The 24,859-nt window shown below is 40.5% G+C and carries 9 protein-coding genes and 1 other annotated feature; of the genes, 2 read left to right on the forward strand and 7 right to left on the reverse strand.

Annotated elements, in window-relative coordinates; translation table 11 throughout:
• Positions 1-258: 258 nt before the first annotated feature.
• From A2536_04755 to A2536_04765, 3 genes are all read right to left on the reverse strand, one after another.
• Positions 259-12,669, reverse strand: a complete 12,411-nt coding sequence (locus A2536_04755; protein ID OGF46914.1) for a hypothetical protein — start codon at positions 12,667-12,669, stop codon at positions 259-261.
• A gap of 97 nt (positions 12,670-12,766) precedes the next feature.
• On the reverse strand, positions 12,767-13,876 hold the full coding sequence (locus A2536_04760) for a hypothetical protein (GenBank protein OGF46915.1): 1,110 nt from the start codon (positions 13,874-13,876) through the stop codon (positions 12,767-12,769).
• Between the two features lie 60 nt (positions 13,877-13,936).
• Positions 13,937-14,101, reverse strand: a binding site (cyclic di-GMP riboswitch class I).
• A 104-nt stretch (positions 14,102-14,205) separates the two neighbouring features.
• A complete protein-coding gene (locus A2536_04765; protein OGF46916.1) occupies positions 14,206-16,392 on the reverse strand; it encodes a hypothetical protein in 2,187 nt (728 codons plus the stop codon).
• Positions 16,393-16,569: 177 nt separating this feature from the next.
• Here A2536_04765 and A2536_04770 point away from each other — a divergent pair, with 177 nt between their 5' ends.
• Together A2536_04770 and A2536_04775 are read left to right on the forward strand one after the other, a co-directional pair.
• The gene (locus tag A2536_04770) at positions 16,570-18,090 is read left to right on the forward strand and encodes a hypothetical protein (protein ID OGF46917.1); all 1,521 of its coding nucleotides are present in this window, start codon (positions 16,570-16,572) and stop codon (positions 18,088-18,090) included.
• Positions 18,091-18,227: 137 nt separating this feature from the next.
• Positions 18,228-19,406, forward strand: coding sequence for a hypothetical protein (locus A2536_04775; GenBank protein OGF46918.1), 1,179 nt, complete (start codon positions 18,228-18,230; stop codon positions 19,404-19,406).
• A 91-nt stretch (positions 19,407-19,497) separates the two neighbouring features.
• On the opposite strand, the gene A2536_04780 is transcribed toward A2536_04775, so the two are convergent.
• Genes A2536_04780 through A2536_04795 form a run of 4 tightly spaced genes read right to left on the reverse strand, consistent with a single transcriptional unit; the run spans position 19,498 to position 24,853 of the window.
• Positions 19,498-22,590: a transcription-repair coupling factor gene (locus tag A2536_04780; GenBank protein OGF46919.1), complete on the reverse strand. Its 3,093-nt coding sequence runs from the start codon at positions 22,588-22,590 to the stop codon at positions 19,498-19,500.
• Entirely contained in the window at positions 22,591-23,139 is a 549-nt protein-coding gene (locus tag A2536_04785) for a hypothetical protein (GenBank protein ID OGF46920.1), read from the reverse strand.
• A 2-nt stretch (positions 23,140-23,141) separates the two neighbouring features.
• Positions 23,142-23,960 (reverse strand): hypothetical protein, encoded by an 819-nt coding sequence (locus A2536_04790; protein ID OGF46921.1) that lies wholly within the window; start codon positions 23,958-23,960, stop codon positions 23,142-23,144.
• Positions 23,960-24,853, reverse strand: coding sequence for a zinc metalloprotease HtpX (locus A2536_04795; GenBank protein OGF46922.1), 894 nt, complete (start codon positions 24,851-24,853; stop codon positions 23,960-23,962). The genes A2536_04790 and A2536_04795 overlap by 1 nt, the downstream gene beginning before the upstream one ends.
• Positions 24,854-24,859 lie beyond the last annotated feature (6 nt).

Here is a 24,859-nt window from a genome sequence, read left to right on the forward strand (position 1 = left end):
TACTATTATACACGATATTGGAATTTTATCCATCCCTCGAGCTCACGCTCGTTGAATTTCAAGTGATTGTCTATAAATATCACAGAAAATGACAAACCCAACAAAAATCATGATTTTTATTGCTTTTATCATTTTCTTGCTCCTCTTGCTAAAGTATAACACATTATAATATTCTGTCAATCCGACCAGACCGCTATTCATATGATTATATTGCTATTTATTGGTTTATATTTCCTTTATTTAATAGAGTGTATGATTTTATGGTTTTATCAAACCTACCTTACCTATTTTTTTTGAACCATCCGGCGCAATAACCACATACAAATATACACCCCTGCCTACCGGTTCATTACTTTCATTTTTTCCGTCCCAATCCATCCAACCCAAGTTTCCTTCGTCTGATTCTTTTATCTCCTTTATCTTCTCTCCGGCTATATTATATATTGTCGCAGTACAATCTATGGGCAGGTTGATTAACTTTAATTTACCGTCAGCTCCGCCATTAGGGCTATACGGATTCGGATAAGCTATCACATTGTTTAAATTACTGCTGACATATGTCCCAAGTACTCTATAAGTGCTAAAATGATTTACCTGCGCGGTTACTTTCCCGCCCTTTACCTCCTGCTTACCTTCTACCAATATATATTTGCCGGTTGTTTCATTATAATAAAACATTCTCAAGTTATTTTCGTTTATATCGCCTATTTCAGCCGATGTGTAGGGTATTGACACAGGTACTGCACACTCAAAGATCATAGGCTTAAAGGTCCACGGATTAGTGCTTGTATCGAGTTCTCCAAAATCCCTGCTTATCGGCTTTACTGTATCCCTGTATTTATAACTCGTTCCCGCGCTTGGAGGATTTTCGGTAATTGTAAACCCCACATTTTTACTTCCGCTAAATGCTCCTCCCGGTATTTCCACTCTTGTTCCGTCAGCATTAGTTATTATTGTCCCGCTTGTTCCATCAACGCTCGCCGCCTGATATACTTTCACCGTTACCTCGCCGGTAATATCGCCAAAATCTTTATCAATGACCCTAAAGCCCTGCCTTCCTATAGTACCAAGTGAAACGTTTATTGTAACTTTTCCTGAATCTGTTTCGGTAAACTGATAATCATTTATCGCGCTTGAAGCTGTATCTGTTGAGACAAATTTAATCTTATCCAAATATCCCGTCACCGGCGTACTATCGGTATAGGCAGCAATACTTATATTGATCGTTGTTCCGACTATAGCCTCGCTTTCTGCCTGTACAACAAGTCTGTTAACTGTTACAAGTTTAATTGTCTGTACACACGTACTTGTATTTCCTACATTATCGAAATATCTGACATTTATTAATTTATTCTCATTTTGACTATTCAGGGTTATTACTTTGCTTCCGGCAGCATACGCCTCCAGACCGGACCAGACAGTGCCGCCTTCACTATACTGCATTTGATTCATTCCGCTCAAAGCATCTGTCGCCGAAATATCCAATGTTACAACCGCACTTCTTGTATGTGAAGCTCCGCCGTTTATAATTAAACTTCCCTCAGGTCCTGTTGAATCATATGTTATAGTATCCGTTATATCCATGCTGTTCCCCGCATTATCCGTATATCTTACATATACTGTTTGCTCTCCGTCTCCGGATGACAAAGGCCAGGATTTATTTGAGCTAAGACTCTCCGCGGAAGACCAGTCTCCGGCCGATCCCGTATTACTAAACTGCATATTCGCTAATCCGCTCCCGGTTCCATCATCAGCTGTTAATGTTAAATTTACCACCGGCACTGAGGTATAAGAATCTCCTCCATTTATTATTATTGTCCCTGACGGCGCAATCGTATCCAAGGTTATTACATTTGTTACTGAAGTCGTTGTCCAGTTGCCTGCATTATTGCTGAACCTTGCATACACCGTTTTACTTCCCTCTGTTACTCCGTTTAAGCTCCAAGCTTTACTTGTATCATATGCATACACGCTCCAAGTGCTATCATCATTACTTATCTTCATACTTGCAAGACCGCTTCCTGTAGCTGTTGCCGCCAATGTTAATGTCACTGCCGTACTTTTCACATACTGCGCCCCTCCGTTTATACTTACACTGCAGCTTGTAGGCAATGCTGTATCTAGTGTTATACTATCCGTCGCAGTCGAACTCCAATTTCCTGCGTTATCTTTAAATCTTACAGAAACAGTCTTACTTCCGTCTCCCGCTATTAACGTCCATGTCTGGCTTGTCGCATACGCATAATCAGTCCAGCTGCTTCCGTTATTGCTTATCTGCATGCTTACCAACCCGCTTCCGGTCCCGTCTGATGCCGACAACGTTAATGTCACGCTTGTACTTGTTGTATAGGAATCTCCGGAGTTAACATTTATACTGCAGCTTGTCGGCGCGGTTCCATCCAATATTATCGTATCCGTTACCGCTGTTGACCAGTTCCCTGCGTTATCACTAAACTTTGCATAGACTGTCTTACTACCGTCCACAGTTGCCAGCGTCCACACTTTTATTGCTCCATATACTTCAGGTGTTGACCAGCTTCCGGCCAATCCGGTATTACTAAACTGCATCTGTCCCATTCCTGATCCGCTGTCTGTTCCAGACAATGTCAGGGTTACATTTGTGCTGTTTGTATATACTGCATTTCCATTCACTACAATACTACAGCCGGTAGGCGCAGTTACATCCACTATCGTTACTGTTCCGGCTACCACATTGCCGCTTACTATTGCATTTCCTGCAAGATCCTGTACTCCCGTTACTGTTACCGCAAATGTATTCCCTTGCGTATATGAAACTCCGGTTATTGTCGCTACATTATTCGCATACGTTAATGTCGCGCTCGTCAGGTCTGTAGCGGCTCCTCCCGTGGGTGACGCTACTTTGTAATTCCCTTTTATTGTTGCCGTCGATAACGACACGTCCTCGCTGAATGTTATATTTACTGCGGCGGTATTTACCACTGCCGTTACGATTGTAGGCGCTGTGGTATCTGCCAATGCAACATATTTTATTGCACTGGTTGTATTTGTTCCTCCGTCTGTTGTGACTCTTACATCATATGTTCCCGCTGTTATTCCTGCATTTATTACCGCATTCTGTATCTCCGTATCGCTTACCACGCTGTACGCGTTTGTTATTGTTACCGTTGACGCTCCCGTCATCTGAAGCATTGTTACCTTGTTTGATCCTAACCCGCCAAAGAATCCGCTGCCATATATTCCTATTGTGTTTGTCAGATGCCTGTATCCGCTGTTTGAAACCACAGTTGTTACTACAGGGGCAGGCGGATTTACTACAAAATCTACTCCGCTTCCTTCTCCCATACTGCTTGTTACTTTCATCTGATACGTTCCGGCGTTTATTGTATTCGGGATTACAATACTGTTTATCGCTGTATCGCTTAGTACGCTATATCCTGTTATTGTTGTAGTCGTAGGGCTGGTATACAGTTTAATTGCCGTCACATCCGATGAGGATTTCCCTCCGTAGAAACTGCTTCCGGTTATTGTCACAGTTACACTCTGACTATATCCTGTAGTGTTTGGAGTTATCGTTGCTATTACAGGCGCTGTTACTCCTACTAATGTATATTTGCTATTCGCACTTGTTAAACTTATTCCGGCTAAAGTCGTTACTTTTACATCATACGTCCCGCCTGCGAAACCTGACGGAATAATTGAATTTTGTATCTCCGTATCACTTATTACGCTGTATGTATTCGTTATTGTTAATGTTGAAGTTCCTGTTAACTGGATCATAGTTACGCAATTACTTCCGGCTCCGCCGAAGAATCCGCTTCCTGTTATCTTTATTGTATTATTTACATTATTATTTCCTGTATTTGTAGTAATAGTTGATACTACAGGCAAAGGAGCTGTTACTATATATGGAACACCTGCGCTGTTTCCTCCTCCGGTTGCTGCTACAACATTATATGTTCCGGCTAACAATGTGCCCGGTATTATTACTCCGGTTATACTTGTATCTGAAGCTACACTATATGCGGTTGTTATAGTTGTTGTTTCTGCCTTTATACTACTCACATCAGAGCTGTTTGTCCCGCCAAAGAATCCGGAACCGGCTATCGATAATGTTACGCTCTGGCTATATGTCCCTGTGTTCGGGGTTATTGTTGTTATAGCCGGCGCTGTTGTTGTTAATATTAACTTCCCTGTTGAATTTGTATTGCTTCCCTGGGTTGAGGCAACTATCACATCATACGTTCCGGCTTTCGTTTTTAACGGAACTACCGCGCTGTTTATTACGCTGTCAGAAATACATGTCCAGCCGGATAAGCCGGTGTCTGTCCCCAATCTGATTTTTACTGCAGTGACACAGGAACTGGAAGTACCGGCGTAGAAGTTTTGCCCCGTTATTGTTATTGTATTTATTTGAAGGTTTGTTGCGGGGGACGGGGTTATAATTGTGACAATGGGCATGCTGTTTGCCATATTTATGACACCCGATGTTCCCAGCTTATTATTACCATCTATTACTCTTATTGCCACAGGATTTTCCACCTTGCTGTACGTATTGGTAAATGTCATTGTACCATCTATTATTCTTACATTTATTATCCCCAGTGTGCCTGTTCCTGTAATTACAGTCAGCCCAACCGTAGGTGAGCATTGCACTGTATTTCCACTGCTATCCCTCGCTCTTATGTATAATGAAAACCCTCCAATGTCAGCTATAGCAGGGGCGGTTACTTCATAAGACGCAATACCGCTTGCTGATGTAGTTGTTAAAATTGTGGTCGCAGCTATTGCGCTTGATGCCGCTGAAACTACAGTTGTTGTTACACTGCTTGGAGATGTCAATAATGCGCTGAATTTACCGTCAGAATCACTTGTGCAATTCAAAATATTCAATGTTCCTGCCGTTGATGTTAAAGTTACGTTGTTGTTATAAACACCCCGGCCCCCGGCATCCTTTACTATTCCTTCCACAACAACCATCTGACCCGCCAGGCATGATTTCGGAAGAGTTGTAAGCGTCATGCTTGATGCCGACAGGGTAAATGAGATTTTACCGCTTAAGCTATTCTTTCCGGCTCCGCTGATTTTTATTTTAATATTTTCCGCCGCAGTGTATGTTATTGATATCGTTACCGAGCTGTCCGCGTTATTTGTTATAACTGCCGTTGTCTGACTTAAACTCCCGCTCCCCGGAGTTACTTCATCACCGGCTAATACCGCGCTCAATGTTACCGGAACCGAGCCGGATAATACCGCGGGCGCCCCGTTTATATCCAACGCTTTTATTTTCACGACAAACGGCTGATTTATCAAAGATGAAGATGCTGTCTCCAGCATAAAACTTTCCACAGTAGATTTTCCCGTCGGCACCGTTAACTGGGAATATACTGAAGCGTTTAAATTGTCCGTGCTATTTGCATTAACAACATAATTTATATCAGCACTGTTAAAAGAGTATAAAACAACTCTTGCCTCTCCATTAATATCCGTTGTTGCCAATGTCGACGATAAAGAACCTGCTCCGCCCAGACTGAAGTTAACCGGTTTATCCTTAACAGCAACCGAACCCGAGGTCAGCTTCGCGGTTATTATACTGCTGCTGTTTAATTTTACACTGGAAGGATCTGAAGCTAATTGAAGTATATAAGGGCTCGTTGAAGTTCCCAGAATATTTACAGTACCTGAAATCAATCCTCCGGAGACGGCTGTAATTGTATTCTGCCCTATTACAGGATAAAAATAAAGATACGTAGCCCCGGCACCGGTAAAATCCGCTTTTCCCAAAACATCCGTTGCCGAAGTTATCGTTGTAACGGATGACCAGGTCGAGGAGGCGTATTTTTTAAAACTGGTTCCGGAACCCGCAATAAACGTTACCGGAGTAGTTGCCACGCCTATCGCGGCACCGGTTCCGTCCGTTACCCGGGCGTATATATCTTTTTCCAGAATGTTAAGCGAAGTAGAAGTTGTTGTTTGCAGAGATGAAGGCGCAACTAATTTTAATTTTGCCCCTGCAGGCAGGGAACTTATACTCTGTATTGTAATATCTTTAGTTACGGAAGAACAAGCTGCCCTGATTGTATTATTTCCCGAAGCGGTAACACTTTGATACCTTGTTGTTACAACTCCAAATGCATCTGATATACCTGATGCAGAACTAAAACTGCCTGTCCCGCTTACTACGCTAAATGAAACTGTGCCTCCTTTAACAGGATACCCGCTGCTGTCTCTCAAAATTGCGGTAATATCCGAACTTCCGGAATTATTCAACAATATTACCGGATATGCGCTTAATTCAAGGCTTCCCGCGCTGACTACATTTAAACCGGCAGTTCCCGTAACTCCCGCGGCTGACGCGCTTAAAGCTACTGCTCCCGGAGTTCCTCCCGCGGTATATTGAATCGTTGCTTCTCCCGTTGAAGTTGTCGCCGCGTTACTCGCGCTTAAAGAACCTCCCCCGGACACTTTTGAAAAGTTAATCGTAAAACCTGAAAAAAGTACAGGGTTTCCTAAAAGATCAAATATCTTTGCTTTTAAAACAGCTGCTGTATTCGGCATTATCGAATCATCACAGGTAAGCGTAATATTTCCTATTTTTACTCCTGTTAAAAATACAGAAGTAACAATTCCCTGAAATTCCGCATTTACTATATTGGATCCTTCATTAGCTCCTAATGTTAAATTCACCGTTACAGTTCCGGAACTATCAGTTACGGCACTGGAGTTGTCTAAACCTCCTCCGCCGCCGGCTACCGTAAAATTAACAGTCTGCCCGTTTACACCCTGACCTGAAGAATTTGTTACTCTCGCACTTAACTGTAAACTTTGACCGCATAAACCCGCGGGCTGCGCTGTTGTGTTAACCAAACTATACCCTAATCTTGTAATTGTTAAGATATGTGTTATAGTGCCGGAACCGGCAGACAATGAAACCACAGTTGTTGATCCATAGCTCATATCGGAAAGTCCAAGATGCAACTTCCCATTGTTATCAGTAATATATGATGATAAAGTTGTTGTAGAAGTCGAAGTCTTATTTAATGGAGCCGGATTATAAGTTGCTATGGTTCCCGTACCGCTTAGTTTAGTATAATTAACTGTTCCATAAGAGATGGGATTGCCGGAACCGTCTTTTAACTGCGGATAAAACTCATTGGTAGAACTGCTCAGGTTTGTTATTACCGGGTTAGATGGCTCTGTAATCTGCGCGGGAGCCAATCCGGTTATTGAGACGGTACTGCTGCACACTCCGCTGCTTAATGTTATATTTCCGGTTCCCGCTGCGCTTGTATAAGTATTTCTGGCTAATCCCATGCTGTCTGTTGTCAATACCGTGCTTGAAAGTGTACCGATATTTTTAGTGTATGTCACATTAGTGCTGCCCACCGGATTCCCGCTCGCGTCCTTTAAAAATGACATTAATTCTAAAGATGCTCCAGTCGCGATACTTGTCGAACAGTCTTTCAATATTATATTCGCAGTCCCGAATGTCCAGGGTTTTCTGAATACTGTTTCAATCGTTGAAACAGTTCCGGCTCTCACATCCGCGGTATCGCTGTAACTTATAACATTATTATTGTCAGTTACGCGTATTTTTATTTTCTCCGCTTTATTATAAGTTTCATTCGTAATTGTTATCGTTCCGGATGACAATGTTCCCGAAACAACACTTAATGATCCTGCAGCCGGTGAAGATACGGAATCATACATGACAGGAGCTATATTAATACTGCTGTTCGCGGCCGAAGTATTTTCATATCTGTCTTTTGCCGTAATTGCAGCCGTGAAATTCGTATTAATATTTACCGGTGAAGGAACACTGACAGTATAATGATCTGTGTCTCCGGCTATTGTTGTTATATCAGTTTGCGCAAACACAAGAGTATCTGTTGTTTCCACTTTGATTGTATTTAACACCAAAACCGTATTACCAACATAACTAACGCTTGCTTTTCCTGTTTCATCGGTCACCACAAAATCCAATCCTAAATTTCCTCCTCCGGCTGTGATTTTTACATTTAATTTCAGACCCGCCACAGGATTATTACTTCCGTCTTTCGGCTCAATTAAAATATTGCATCTTGTTCCCGCTTTTAAACTTATCGTTTCAGGTGTTAAGCCTATGCTGGAAATGGTATTTGCTCTTACAATAACATTACTCTTTATTAAACTACCGCTGCTAACCTGAACAGAATTTACTTCGTTCGCGTTTATGGTAAGTGTAACAGCTGCTTCCCCGTTTGTATTCGTTACCGCCGTACTCAAACTTAAAGTTCCGGTTCCTTGTGTAACTGCAAAAGTTATTACCGTCCCGCTTGTTTTTATTTGGTTACCATATATATCAAGCACCTTCCCTCTTATTGTAACTACCTCCCCCGCGGCGGCCTGTTCCTTGGAAGGCGTACCTTCTACTTTTGAAGGTTTTGTATCATCCGCTATTACAGTTATTACATCGCTTAATCCTGTTTTTCCTTTTATATCCACCGCTTTAATTCTGATCCCCGCGGTCTCGACTTTTGTATATCCGAAAAGATCTGTCATTGTTCCGTTACTGAGCCCTATACTCGGGCTGAGTAATTCCGCACCGGCGGGATTTGTCGGAACATCCCCCATCATTGCTTTTAAACCTATTTTTATATTAGTGCTCACTACGGGCAATATTACCGTCTCAGCAACATCACTGTACGCGGTAATTGTAATATTTGCCATCGCGCCCGCTTTTACGGTCAAAGGCGTTACAAATTTATAATGGTCAGGAACAGCAGCCGTTACATTTACTAAACATGTAAGTTTTGTTCCTGATGTTTTTATGACTCTTATTGTATTTACTCCTTCATTTGGTCCTGTTATTAATTGCGTGAAATATGAATTTGTCGTAGATGAAGGATCTACTGCTCCGCCGCCGGCAGTCACCTCGTAAGTCATAACCGAATTCCAGGGAAATGATGTTCTTTTTCCTGTACCATCCAGTCCGTATATTGTAATTTTGCTTATATCTCCCGGAAATACACAAGACGGGCTGGTATCTCCCTCCATTCCTACAGCGGTAGTTGAATTCCCGGCTGTTGTAAAATATAAAAACGGATACTTCTTGCTTCCATAACTATTTACATATCCGGACGCGTCTTTTGAGATTACACGGTACCCGTATTTCGTTGAAAGATTTAATCCGGTTAAGGTCACCAAATGGGTAGTTACCGGAGTACTGTACTCCGGAGATACAAACAGATCCGACCATCTTGATACATCTCCATAAGTATTATTAACTGAATAGTAACCTGTCGGGCAATAAACAGCGTATTCCACCTGGCTTGTACTTGCTATATTTGTTGTCCAGGATATTACGGCTGTATTTGTTGTAGTCACCGCGGAAGTACCTGAAATAGCAGGACCTCCCATTGTTGCTTCATATTCATCGGTATATTGACTCATTGTGCCTAATGCATCGGCTAAGGCCATTCTATACCTGTAGGTTGTACCTGATACCGCTGTCGTATCCTTCCAAGTACAATTGTTTGTTCCTACATATACTGACTGCCAATCTCCTAAAGGCAGTGTTTTACGCTCCACATAAACAGTTTTAATATAAGCCGAATAATAATCCACTTGTTCATTTACTACAGCTTCTCCCATAACAGAAATTCCCGTCCCGCCGGAAGGATATGTGCAATATTTCATATATGGTGTCGGTGTTTCTGTTTTTATCCTGATAATATTACCTATTTCAGGAGATATAATCTTTCCCGCTGACAGTACATCCGTTTTGGCATCCCCGTCTATGTATTCTTTCCCGTTATCTTTTACAACATCATAATATCCCCTGTAAACCAGCCCTGTACTATCAAGCTTCTCTGTATCTCCGGCAAGAAAATCCATGCTTCCTTTCTGATTTATTTTAAACGAAGGCCAGATACCATCCGCTGTAAATATCCTTAAATACGTTCTTCCGGCTTTGACATACTCGCGCATAGGAGTATCCGAAAGACTCTCAACAGAATACATGGATAATTCATTCTTTAATGTAATATCACTGCAATACACGACTGTAGAAGTTCCGGAAATTCCGGCATTTACGAACATTATATATGGGTTCGACCAATCTACTCCTTTATCCGAAGAATATTTAACAGAAACATTATAATATCCGTCACCCCTGTTTATTATACTTAATATCTCCCCGGGATGCGTTATATATGACCCTGAAACCGGCAGCACAAAATCTAATCTGCAATTATTTAAAATATCCACAGTATGATTTAAAAACTTCGCGGTCTTTGCCTTCGCTTCTCCTTCAGGAGAAGATGTCCCGTCATACAAAGGCGATAAAATACTTTCCACTACAGGCTTGTATGCGCCAAAATAATATAAGTAATTTAAATTATACGACGGCATTCTGTTATTGGAAACCTTAATAATTCTAAGATATCCGCTATTTGTATTTCCGGATATCTGGCATGAGCTTGTTGTTTTTAAATAAATTGTCGGGGTAACACCTGTACTCGTATTGGCATTAGCGGCAAAACTTAACGCGGCATTTACGCCTAAATTATCACATATCACCGGTATCTGATTATTATCATCCCTGTTGTAAAATATTCCTTTGAAACTATATCCGCCTTGCAGTTCACTATTCACAAAGTCCATCTGTTTACTTCCAATTTTTCCGCTATCGTCAGTTGTATCAACACCGACATACTTATGATCACCGTAGCTGAAACTAAAATACCTCGCACCTATGCTGCTTTCCCATAATTTATGACTGTTTGAATCAGCAGGACCGGAACAATCCGTATCTCCAGGCACCATATACACAGGCACATTATATTTTCTTAATGTTTCAGTCAAATACTGAAAGTTACTCTCACTGCTTGATCCTAAAATATTTCCTGTTATTATTACAAACTCAGGATTAATCAGCTTTATGTTGTCAAGCATTGTATTTAAATCACTTTTTCCCATTCCGTGCGTCGGCGCAGATATATGTATAAAATAATAGTCGCTTTTTATCTCTTTTATAACCTTGACGGAATTTACCGAAGTATCATTACCGCCGGAATAACTCACATATAAATCGTACATATCTTCATACGCGCTTCCCGGAACAGCTGCCGTTATATTCCATAATGCCTTGCTCGTATCATAACTTGCGGTTACAGTAAGATTAACCGTGGTGTTTAATTTTTTTAAACCGGCCGTCCATCCGGATACTGAAGGCGATGCTTTGCATTTTATATTAAAACTTTCTCCTCTTTTAACAATGGTTGGCAATGTTACTTTTGGCGACTGTATTAAACCGGCATTTATACTCGCCTCTTCAAAAATATATACATATCCGTATTTTCCGGTAACTATTAATTTATTATTCGCAATTATGACAGGCCCAAAATCTACATTATCGGGATTATAGAATCTCCAGACTATCTCTCCGGTATCTTTATTGCACGCATACAGCACTCCTTTGTTCCAGGTAGTAAAATATACGGTATTTCCGGAAATACACGAGGTCTGAACATAACTAAATTTCCCTTCCGTTCTCGTTTTCCATTTCAACTCTCCCGTAGCTGCATTTACTGCAAAAAAGTACCCGTCTTTACTGCCAAAATACACTACGCCGTCAGCTACTATAGGCTGTGATGACACCGAATGTACAAGATTGATGGCCGGATATACACAATTAACAAAAGGAATACTATAGTCATATAACTTCAATCCTTCTGCGTAGTTATAACGCCATATTTCATTACCTGTTTTTGCGTCCAAACAATACAATATACCCTGATAATTTATACTGCCTCTGTAAGTATTTCCACCTTCTGTTCCTGTGCAATAAATCTTTCCGTTCTCATAACAAAACGAAGGCATAAATTGATCGGGTTTGCCAACTTCAAATTTGCTGTTTCCGGTCTCTCTGTCAACCGCGTGAAGATGTCCGTACCATGAGTAATATACGGTATCCTCGGCAACACAAGGAATACAAATATACGCATTCGGAACATTAAAATAACCGGAAAAAGGAGCCTCCAATTTAAACGGTTGTGTACTGTAGGCCTCCTGTGCAGCGTCCCTTATCCATTTATAAAGTCCCTGAGAAGTGGAATAATCTTCAACCGGATAAGGAGCCCCGCAGGTGATAGCTTGAGAATTCCCGTCATCAAGACCGTATATGCCGTAAAAAAATCCGTTATAGAAAACACTGCTGCCTCTGTGAACAGGCATATGCTGCCAGCTTCTTGCAAGACCTCCTGTCTGAATATCCCATTGATACCATCCCCCGTGACCTAAGCCGGCAAATACATACTGATTGTTTTCCCCGCCTATGCACGGATAAGTATCGGATCCCCACGTCCCGTCTGGGTTATACCAGAGCCTTCTCATTGTATTTAATTCATAACCGCAGATTCCGTTGCCCCATCCCCACATTATTGAAAGATTATTACCTTTACATACAGGGTAGCCAAAACCGGTTATCGTAACAATTGATCCACAGTAATTATTTGTTGTTACTGTCTCTCTGTATTTAATCTTTAAATCAAACGGTGGAACTATTATATCCGAGCTTTTCCCGGTGTGAGTTACATCGTGAAGCGGGTTTAACCAATCATCCGAGTAACAAAGCAAAGGAAGCAAGAATAGGAAAAGAAGAGAAGGCAATCTTGTTGATTTAAAAAGTTGTTCTATTTTTTTAAGCATACTCTTTTCCTTTTTTTGTTTATCTATTGTGTTTCCGCCCTAAAGCATGGCAGATTTTGCACCGACCAAACTACCGGTCGTTGCTCAAGCTTTCTCTTTATTTCCTGTACTTACTGCTTTTGCTTCTTCTGCTTCCACTGCTTTTCTTGCTTTGTTTCGTTTCTTCTCCGAACTTCACTGCCACTGACACTCTATGCGCACTTCCCAAATCTCCGAATAAACTGAAGTTGTAATCAAGACTGCAGATCATTCCGTCCAGGTTTTGTTTTACTCCGGCTCCTACGTTTACATTATTTACGTCATAGCCAATCCCATAGCTTCCGCGGACGCTTACAAAATTATCATAGCAATACTCAGCGCCGAAACTTTCTACTGTTTTTGAACTTGCTAATATATAACTTCCGCCTAAGGCTACTGTCAGGTCATCATCGCTCATTATTGAAAGTTTCGCGGACAATCCTAATCTTGCCAGCATCGGAGAGACATCTGATCCGACGTTTCCTCCGATATTGCTTAGTGATGCTCCGATACCTACTCCCTCTATTCTATATAATATTCCGACATCTCCCATTATCCCGTTTACACTGCTTCCGTCGATATCCTCTGAAGCATATTTCAAACCGGCTCCAACATTTAAACTTTCTCCTAATTTATATCCAATCGAAAGACCGCCTGCTATATTATTCGGGTTAAAAGCTCCAGCTGTTCCGGAATATACTCCCGAAGTATCTTCAGTTGTTTTGGTTATACTCCCATAGTTAAGATAAATCACATAAGCTCCAAGTGTCATATTTTTTCCGGCAGGGATCACGCCTGCAGCGTACTCGTAGCCGGTTTCACCTATGTATGCCAAATGCATGAGGGATATTTCCGGAGTTGTTAATCTGGCCAGACCTGCGGGGTTATAAAACGAAGCATTAGAATCATCAGCTAATCCTGCATACCCGTCTCCAATACTTGCTACTCTAGCTGAAGGTTTTATTTTTAGGAATTGTAAGCTTTCTGTTCCGGTGCCGGAAAGAAGTGGGGTTGATAGGAAAAAAACAAGAAAAATAACAGTAGTTGCTCGATTCTTGAGCCCGCCAATCTCTATGGAGGGAATCGAGCCATCCTGATGTCTTGCCCGCCAGTTCTTGGAGGAAATCAGGCAGCTACAAGATCTCGAGTTATTTTTATTTAGCTTGCGTTTACAGCACCAAGCACGCATCGTTCCTCCTTGCTTCTTTCTAAAAGAGGCCCGTTCAGGCAATTAATCACTCCTAAGCGAGTCGGCAACCCGGCTATCCGTCACATGATTTACTTAAGTTTTTCTGCTATAAGTGTGAACTTTTCTACCCAATCTCGTTAGCCTTACTTTCAGCATTCTCTTAAAGCATGTGCCGGACCTTTGGTTTTGCGCCCCCACCTTACGATGGGTTTACCCTTTCGGTTTCATAATTATTATGATAAGTATATTCAAATTTCGTATTTTAGGCAATAGGAGAAAACACTATTATAATAGTCATATTTGTTATATATTAGTTATTTTTCTGACTATTAATATAATCTATATTCGGAAGGGGTTTTGTCTGTATGCTTTTTGAATAATTTACCAAAATATGTAATATCGGGATATCCGACCTTTACAGCCACTTCACCAATATTGTATCTTACATCCTTTAACAAGTCTTTTGCTTTTTCAATCCTTTTTTTGACTATATATTCTATTACTGTCATTCCGGTCTCATACTTGAATATTTTTTCTATATAATTAACACTCAATTTCATGTTTTTAGATATATCATTTAATGTTAAATCCTTATTAAAATTCCAATCGACATACTGCATAATATTTTCTGTTATTTTTTCATATACTTTATGTTTTTTGATTTTTTTCAGATCTTTTTCCAGTAAATTTAACGCGTCCTTGGGTGTTTTTTTCATCCTCATAACCGGAAATATTCTGTTTTTTACAAGCAGAGATACTAATTCCACATTTTCTATTTCAAGCGGAAGACATTTCACATCTCTCAATATATTTGCTGCTTCACTGTAATAGGGTTTTTGCCGCAATATTTTACTGTCTGACCAGAATTCAACTATTGAAGGAAACGGATATCCGCCTTTGATTTCAAATTGGTGTGCTGTTTTTTTATCTGCAATAAACTTTAAAACTTTTTGCGCGGAAACCGGGTACTTTGCATTTTTACGGACAACAAATACCCTGCCGGATAATGAGCCTGCTCCACTTTTTGATTCACTCATAGAAGGAACACCGGCAATCCATATTTTATTTTTTAAAACAATATCACGGAAAAGACTCGCCTGCCCTATCATAAATATTGATTTTCCTTCCCTGAAGGCCGTGTTTACTTTCCCCCGGCCAAGCAACGGTAGCTCTTTATTTACTATTTCATGCTTCCATATTAAATCCTGCATAAATGTTAATGCCTCTATGATTTTTTCGTTCGAGACCGATATTTTTCCATTTTTATCATATATATTGCCGCCATTAGCCCAGACAAATATCATGAATGATTCAAAAAGAGATTTTGAATCATCAGCATAGAACAATAAACCTTTAAGTGCCGGATCATTTTCTTTCCCCATGATATACTTTGAAGTTTCAACAACCTCTTTCCAGCAACGAGGAACTTCACATTGATATTTTTGCAGCAGGTCTTTTCTGTAAAACAGGCAAGTAGAGGAAATGTCATCCGGAACACCGTACAATACGTCCTTATAACTGCAGGCTTCAACTGCTTTATCAAAATAAATAGATTTGTTTGCTAGTCCTTCCAAAGGCATAAGCAGATCTTTTTTAACGTATTTTTGCACCTGATTTATACCAATGGTTACAATATCCACATCAGCTTTTTCATTAAAAATATCATTTTCGGATTTTTCCAGATCAATAAAAGGAGTTGTTAGTATCTTCACATCCGAATAAACATCATTAAATTCTTTTATTGCCTCTTTAAAAATATTCATGAGCGACATTGAAACTGTAACTTTCGATAACTTTGATTCACGCAAAATTATATTTTTATTATTATTTATTCTGGTTTTTATTTTTATGCCCGACTCATTAATATTCAATTCTCTTGCCCTGGGATCATACAGCATTCCTTTTGCCTTTAACACTCTGATCATTCTTATGGAATTATCTTCGGCTTTATCCTGCTCCACCAGAACAACGATATCCGAAAGAGGAGGCAAAAAAAGATTGCTGATACCATAATCCTTTTGATCGTAATGAATATTTGAAGTTAATACGGATGATATATTAAATTTTTTGATTTCATTGATTATAAGTTCTGCACAAACTTTAATTTTATTATTCCTGCAAGTATCAGGTATCTCAGGAAAGCCGTCTATTACAAGCCTGCAATTATCATTTTTCCTAAAAATTTTGTTTAATTCCCTTAAGAGCCCGCTTATTTTTGAAATATGAGACCGTATCAAGATCAACTTTTTATTCTCTATGTATTTATTCCAGTTAATATCAAGATCTTTGAAATATTTAAGCGTGCGGAAAGGGTCTTCCGTCAAGGAGACATAAATACATTTTTCATTCTCTTCCAACCCTGCCTTTAAAAATTGAAGCCCAAACAATGTCTTTCCGGTCCCGGATTGTCCTGCCAATAGTATAATACTGCCTTTTACCAGGTTTTTATTGAACATTTTATCAAAACCGGGCACTCCGGATCTTAAATTACTTTTTGCTTGCACTTTTTTCATCATATTTGTATTCATAGTATAACAAAATTACAGACACGGTGTATACTTGGAATTTCCAATATATGCAATGTATTGGATTTTACACTATTTTTGTGCGGTTATTCACCCAATTTGAAGTTGAAAAACCTGTATTTTATGTTATAATTCGTTATGAATATTATTAGTTTATACGGAGGCACTATGAAGAAACTAACAACGGTATTTTCAATTCTTTTTGTTTTTCTCGGTTCACTTTCCGCAGATTCGATGCTTAAGATATCTGCGCTTTCGGGTGAAGTGGATTGTTCTATTTCCGGCGCTGATTGGAAAGCCGCCGCCCTAAACCAGGAGCTTAACACAAGCGATAAGATAAGGACGAAGAACGGTAAAGTCGAACTCCTTTTTGCGGAGGGGACAACTATAAGGATTAAAGAGAACTCTCTCCTGGATCTTTTTAGGATTCAATGCACCGTGCAAAAACAGAACTCCTCGCTCAAGCTGCTTTTCGGCGGAGTCAAAGCTAAAGTTACAAAATTAAACGAAGGCGGCTCTTTTGATGTTGCTTCTCCAAAGATCATTGCCGCCGTTAAGGGAACCGAATTTATAATGGGAACAACCGCAGAAGCTACCGAACTTCAGGTTCTGGAAGGTATCGTAGCGATCTCCGAACTGCTTAACGAAAAACAAATATTTGTCAGAGAAAATGAAAGAGCAGCTTTCAGAGACGGGTTAATGGAAAATCCGAGACAGATGGACCCTGCCGAAATTTTGGGCGCGAGAGAGAATTTCGAAGTTTCCCAAAGAGGGGCTCCGGCCCTCGGCGCGCCGGCGGCAAACCTTGCCGGTGTAGATATAGAAAAAGAAACAAAAGAAATGAAGGAATTAAGGAGCGACCTTGCGGATTTAAAAGACAGGTCCAATCTGGAAGATAAACAGGACCTCTTAGAAAGAATTTCTGATATTCAGCTGGGCAAGACCGCAGTAGACATGCACGGTTTTAGAGTCAGGACCGATAACTATGTACTTCGTCCATTGCCAAACATGCTCCAGCTGCTTAATATTACAAAAAGAGAAGGCGGACCGGATGCGGGTATTTCTTCTTTTGAGATAAATGATACCTTTAACAAAGATCTTCCTGAAAAATACATGGATGTTAAAACTGCGATAAGAGACAGTGTTAATGGGATAACCCTGAAAAACAACACTCCTGATTACTGGTTGAGAACAGAAACTGCGGCTATAAGAAATCCCCACGGAGATGTGATTCTAAACGAAGTGGGCCTTTCTGATCCGAGCTGGAACAGCGCCAGTTCAGCGTTTGAACAGCCGTTTAATGAGACTTTTAAAATAAACAATAATCAGAAATGGTCGCATGATTATTCCGCCGGTTTTGTGGAAACCTATACCGATAATAATCCTTTGGGCGCCGTTACTACAACGGTTACGTCAACGGATCCGGCATTGCCCTACACGGTAACGCCGAGCATTACTTCGGACAATGCTTTCCTGATCAAAACAACCTTTGCAGATAATACTTTTCTTGAAACCTACCGGTATTATGTAGATGATGCCGGCATCGTACAGCCTCTGACTCTTGACAAATATGCGGAAACTTTAAGCAAGCCCAATCTTAACTGGGAGATTATCTACAAAGCTACGGAATTTAACACGCGCTCTATTGATCTTTTAATAATTCCTGAAATATTCAGCCACCTATTTTAATACAAAGTAAATTGTAAGTTGGCATAGAAATAAGAAGTACAAATCACGAATTACAATATTAGGAAGTTTACATATAACACCTTATATTGTAATTTGTCATTTGTAGTTTGTAATTTATTTTTTACCGGAGGATTTCAATGAAAAAGTTATCTGCTGTTTTAGCTGTATTGCTCCTGGTTTCCACCGCCAAAGCGGAGTTCAAGCTCATCCCTCTCTTCGACGCCGATATCCGGATGGCTTATTCTTCGGTCTTAGAAAGCAGCGGCGGATATGCCGGTTCAGGCTGGATTTTTTTTATGCCTGCAATGAAACTTTCCGAAACCGACTATATCCTCCCCGTCTTCAATATAAATGTTTCCCTGAGCGAAAGGGTTATTGAAGAAGAAACACTTTTTTTAAAGAGAATGAACAACCTCGGGTCAGTTGCTTACAAACACAAATTCAGCAAAGAACTGGAAGGTAAGGTGTCCTTTGACACCAAATACAATTTTAATATGGAGACGAAGGACGAGCCGTTCGGAAAAGGACTCTACGATCTGTATGACATTGGAGTTTCCGGCTCGGTATCTTACAACTTTTTCTTTAACGACAAACCCCTCCCTTTAATGTTCGGGGCAAAATACTATCAAAGAAAATATCCTAACTACACTTCGCTGGGCGCTGCAAGTGTAACCATCACCGATGGCAAAGAATTTAAACCGAAGGATTTTAATGCGGTGGCTTTTACGGTTGACTATAAGACCGTAATTGCTCCTGTTTTTGCCGAGTTGACTTACAATCTGGTCTGCAAGAATTATCTGGATGCTTATACCAGAACCTCGAACGGCGAGATTTCTGACACTATCCGGCTTGATACCGCGCATTATGTCACTCTTTCGGCGCAAATGCCTGTTTCGCAGGGAACTATGGCGGGATTGGACATTGATTATTCTCTCTACGCCTCAAACGGCAGTATTTATGACAGTACTAACCTGGTATTCACCGGCGAATACTATGCTTTTGGAAGTCTGGCTTTTAAACCTTATTATTCATTTAATCTTATCGGTGACTTAAACGCTGCCCTTTTCTACCAGATACTTTTCAGGAACTATAAACTGAGAAAAGCAAGAGACAGCAGCGGAGCTTATACCTCGGATAATCAAAGTGATCTGGAAAATGCAATAGGAATCTCCCTAAAGTATCCGATAGACAAGAATTTTAATTTAGTTGCGGGCCTATCTTATATGGCGGCGGATTCCAATATGAAATACCAGGATTACGTAAAATATAACTTTAAGATATTCGGCGCCTCAGCCGGCGTTTCTATGAGTTTTTAACCCGAAATTTAAAAAGGAATTTCGGGTTTCGATTCCATTTCCGCCAGTGATATAGGGCGGATCTTTCGAAGAGATTAAATCGTTGTAGGTTTTACTTGAGGGATCTGATATCAGCAAACTTTGTAAAGTAATTTAACGCATCGTTCAGTTTATCGGAGGGTGAGGTTTTAAAAGAACCTCGCCCGTCTTTTTTCATCTCAAAATGAATACTATTGCCTTCCTCCCTGATAGAGGTTATATCCAATATTTTTGCCGCTATCCTTATTTTAACTATCTTAAGCAAATTTTCTGTCTCAAGCGGAAGTTTTCCGAACCTGTCGAGCAGTTCTTCTTTTATTTTTTCCGTCTCTTCCGGAGTCTCCGCGCCCATCATATCTTTATAGATATTTATTTTAAGGAACGAGTCCTTTACATAATACTCCGGCAGATAGGCGTTGATCTTTATATCTATCTCTATATTTTCTTCTGCCATTATTTCCGGAAGCCCCTTTGCCGAGTTAACCGCTTCCTTTAAGAGTTTCATGTATAATTCCAGTCCCACCTTACCTATCTGCCCGTGCTGTTCTCTCCCTAAAATATTTCCGGCCCCGCGTATCTCAAGATCCTTCATGGCGATAGAATAACCCATGGACAGTTCATCGCACTCTTCTATTGCATTAAGCCTTTTCATAGCTGTCTCGGAAAGAGCTCTTTTTACAGGATAGGTAAAATAGGCGTAGGCCTGTACTCTGCTTCTCCCCACCCTTCCCCTGAGCTGATAAAGCTGGGACAACCCGAGATCATCCGCATTTTCTATTATTATAGTATTTGCGGAAGGATTATCCAATCCGGCTTCAATTATAGTAGAGCAGACCAGCACATTATATTTTTTCTTGTAGAAATCCCTCATTATTTTTTCAAGTTCCGGCCCGGGAAGCTGTCCGTGAGCCACGGCTATTTTTGCCTCAGGTACCAGCCTCGCCAGCCTGGCAGCCGCCCGTTTTATAGTTTTAACCTGGTTGTAGACATAGTAAACTTCTCCGCCCCGTTTTAGCTCCTTTAATATCGCTCCCTTAATAAGTTTTTCGTTATATTCAATAATATAGGTCTGTATAGGCATTCTGCCCGCCGGAGGGGTATTAATATTACTTATTTCTCTTATCCCGGAAAGCGAAAGATAAAGAGTCCGCGGGATCGGAGTTGCAGACAGACTAAGACAATAAACGCTTTGTTTTATTTTTTTTAACTTTTCTTTCTGCGCCACCCCAAATTTTTGTTCGTCATCCAGTATTATCATTCCAAGGTCCTTAAAACAAATATCATCCTGCAGCAGCCGGTGCGTCCCGATTACTATATCCACTCCGCCTGTTTTTAATTTAGCTATTGTCTTTGTATGTTCTTTCTTACTGCCAAACCTTGAAAGCATTCCGATACTCACTGGGTAATCCGCCATTCTTTCTTTAAAAGTATTGTAATGCTGCTCGGCAAGAATAGTTGTAGGACAGACAAACGCCGTTTGTTTCCCGTCCATAGCGCATTTAAAAGCAGCTCGAAGCGCTACTTCAGTCTTGCCGAAACCGACATCTCCGCAGACCAGCCTGTCTATCGGCCTTCCTTTTTCCATGTCATCTTTTACTTCCTTAACGGAACGAAGCTGATCTTTTGTTTCCTCATACATGAAGGAACCTTCGAATTCCTTCTGCCATTCTGTATCCCTGGAAAAACTGTAACCTTTTAAAGTTTCTCTTACCGCGTAAAGCTCCAGAAGATCCGTTGCCATCTTTTTTACATCTTCCTTTGCTTTTTCTTTAGCCTTTTCCCATTGAGAAGTTCCCAGATTGGAAAGCACGGGTTTCTCTTCAAAACCCACGTACTTTTGGATTTTATTTATATCTTCGACCGGCACATAGAGTTTGTCATTGTTTAAATATTCCAGTGTTACAAAATCTTTTTTTGCGCCGGCTACATTTATACTGTGCAGTCCCAAGAACTTCGCAATACCGTAATTTTCATGTACAACTATTTCACCGGTGTTAATTTCAAATACACTTTTAACCGGGGTTCCGTCCTTAAAAAAGCGTTTTCTCCTTCTGGCCGCCGGTCTTACGTTTGCATACCGGCCAAAGATTTCATTATCGGTGATAAAGCAAACCCCGGCATCGGTAAAATTGAAACCTGTCTGCAAGGAACCGTCAAGATATACTCCGGTAAAAGAGCTCTTGCTGTCTAAAAGTATCTCGGCAAATCTTTCTTTTTCTCCCAAGCTGTTAAATAACAGGAACACCTCCGTCCCGTTTTCTTTTAGTTTTTCCAGCCCGGAAATTGCAAGACTTACGTCACCGTTTGAGGAAGGATTACTTTTTACATTAAAAACTATATCTGCCTTGTTGAAATGAACATTGAAAATGCATGAAAACCCCTTCACCCGTGGTATTTTTGTATCTTCGAAGATCTGCTCTTCCATGTAAATAATTGAATCCGGAGGGAGATATTTGAGTAACTCGCCTTCCGGAAAACCACTTTCACCGGCAGGGTATATTATTACTTTCTCCTGTTCCTTTATGGATTTTTGCGTTACAAGATCAAAGATCTTTATTGTCTCTATTGTATCTCCCAAGAAATCTACTCTTACCGGATGTTCTTCTGTGAACGGAAAAACATCAAGGATTCCGCCTCGAACCGACACTTCACCTTTTTTTTCAACAAAAGCCTCCATGGTGAAACCTGACCTGATAAGGTTTTCTACCAGTTCCACCAGCTTTATTTCTTCACCTTTCCCTAATTTAAATATTGACCCCTCAAATGCTTTTCTTTCGGGTACGGACTGTAAAAACGAGGCTCCGGTAAAAACTGCAGCTTTAAACTTCCCATGAAGCAGTTCTTTTATTCCTGTTATTCTCTGCTCTGTAATTTCATTCGATGCCGGAAGCCTTACACCCTCCAGCTCTTCCACCGCGGGAAAAATAAACACCCCCTCTTCTATAAAAGTCTGCAAGTCATAATAAACCCGAAGCGCAGAATCATTATCAGGAAGGACCAGAATGACAGGGCGGGAAGTATCTTTATTTAATGAGTACGTAAAAAAAGCATCAGCGGAACTTTTTATTCCGCTGATTTTTGTAAGGTCATTTTCCGTTATTTTTTTTAGAAGCTCAAGATATGCTTCGCTCTTTAGAAGCAAACCTTTTAGCTTGTTGTCATCCATTTAGAATTTAACTTTTACCGGTTCCTTCTCTGTTTCCGCGATCTGGAAATATTCCTTTGTTTTAAAATTAAACATACCGGCTATAATATTAGTGGGAAACATCTGCATGGCGTTTAAGTAACTCATGACAGTATCATTATAAAACTGACGGGCATAGGCAATTTTGCTTTCAATTCCGTCAAGCTGTTCCTGAAGCATTATAAACTGGGAATCAGCTTTAAGCTGCGGATAGGCTTCCACTACCGCAAATAAACTTTTTAGCGCGGAAGTCAGACCATTTTGCGCGGTTTGCATATCAGCCACTGAACCGGCATTCATAATTGAAGCTCTTGCTTTGGTTACGGCCTCAAAGACGCCTTTTTCATGCGCAGCATATCCTTTGACTGTTTCCACCAGATTCGGGACCAAATCGGCTCTTTTTTTAAGTTGAACATCCACCTGCGCCCATCCGTTCTCACACCTGTTTCTTAAGACTACCAGCCGGTTATACACCGAAGCAAACACAAGACCTGCAATTACCAAGACAACCAGCAAAACTATTATAATCATATTTAATCCTCCCATCCGAAAAATTTAAACGTAAAATTTCTTATTTCGTCCTTAAAAATTGCAGTGCAAATAGCCACAAACGGCATAAACAGCACAAGAACAGCAGAAATAGTTCCAATAAGCCTGTTATAATCCAGCAATACTCTGGTAATTATAACACAAAAGGTTGCAAATAAAAATACCTTCCAAACTTTTGAGCCCTGCTCTGCCGCAGTTTCGCCAAACAGAATTTCAACAGCTTTGACAAAAATAAACCAGGATATAACCGGAAATATTGAAATAAAGAGAAATATATTATAATAAAAAGCTTTTACCGCAAAGCTGAATGGAGGGGCAGCGGTTATGCGATAGAGGAATGAATTAACGGGCTTAACGTATATACCTTCTAAACTTTTCAAATGTATATTCTTTTTTTCGGAAACAAGAGAAGCAAAAACAGCTGCCAGGGAATCCATTCTTTCATTAAAAAACAACGGATTCGTTCCGCTTATTTCATTTTCAATAATGTATTTTAATTTATCCGGGCTAATTATACCGGAAGTGTTCTTTCCTTGATACTTGTATAATTTGTTTTTTTTCACATCTACAAATATAATGATATCGTTGTCCGGGTTTCCCGTTTTTAACGCTTCTTTAAAATACCCGGGAGAAAATTCTATATTTTTATCTATTATAAACCGTATTCTTATTCCTGTTTTTGCTTCAAGTTCCCCTGTTATTCTCCCGGTTAACGGAGGGAGAATTATTCCCTCGGTATTTTGCCTGTATTCAATCCCCGAGAGCGTTAAAGCAGCAGCAAGAAAGACAGCGGTTAAACTCATTACATTGCCTTCAGGATTTTTATTCTTTCTTCAATAGGCGGGTGAGTATCAAAAAGCTTACTTGTCATACCGCCTATATTTTTAAAAGGGTTGGCAATAAAAAGATGGGCGGTGGCTTTGTTGGCAACTTCCAGCGGTTCGGTATCTTTGGATATTTTTTCGAGGGCGCTCGCCAGCCCCGGAGGATACCTGGTTAAAAGCGCCGCAGAAGCATCCGCCTGAAATTCACGCCTTCTGGAAATTGCAAAATGCATTAATTGAGCAATGAAAGGGGATAAAATAGCCAGAATAATAGATGCTAAAAGCAGAGCAAGACCGAGATATCCGCCGGATCCCCGCCCTCTTCCTCCAAGCTTTGACCACCTGACATTGCGAAGCATCCAATCCGAAAGTAAAGTCACCGTTCCGACCATCACCACGGAAACGGTGGATATAAGTATGTCATAGTTTTTCACATGCGACAATTCATGAGCTATAACACCTTCCAACTCCTGCCGGTTCAGTTTTTCTATTATTCCCGTCGTAAAAACCACCGCGGCATGAGAAGGATCCCTTCCTGTGGCAAAAGCGTTCGGGGCGGTATCATATATTACGTAGACTTTAGGCCTCGGAAGCCCTGCCGCAAGACAAAGACCTTCTACAGTATTAATTAAATAAGCGTGGTCCTTTGGATCCGCGGGAACAGCGTGAGATATCGAAAGCACTATTTGATCACTATAATAATAGCTTCCCCAGGCCATAATAAACGAAATCATTGCGGCAAGTAAAAACCCAAAATGACCAAATCCGGAAACCTCGCCAAAAACATAACCAAGAAACAGTACTAAAATTACAAAAAGTATTACTAGAAATGCCGTTTTGTATTTATTGGAGGATATTTCTTCATAAAGCATCTGTCT

The organism is Candidatus Firestonebacteria bacterium RIFOXYD2_FULL_39_29, from assembly GCA_001778375.1.
In the GTDB taxonomy this organism is placed as follows: Bacteria; Oederibacteriota; D2-FULL-39-29; order D2-FULL-39-29; family D2-FULL-39-29; genus D2-FULL-39-29.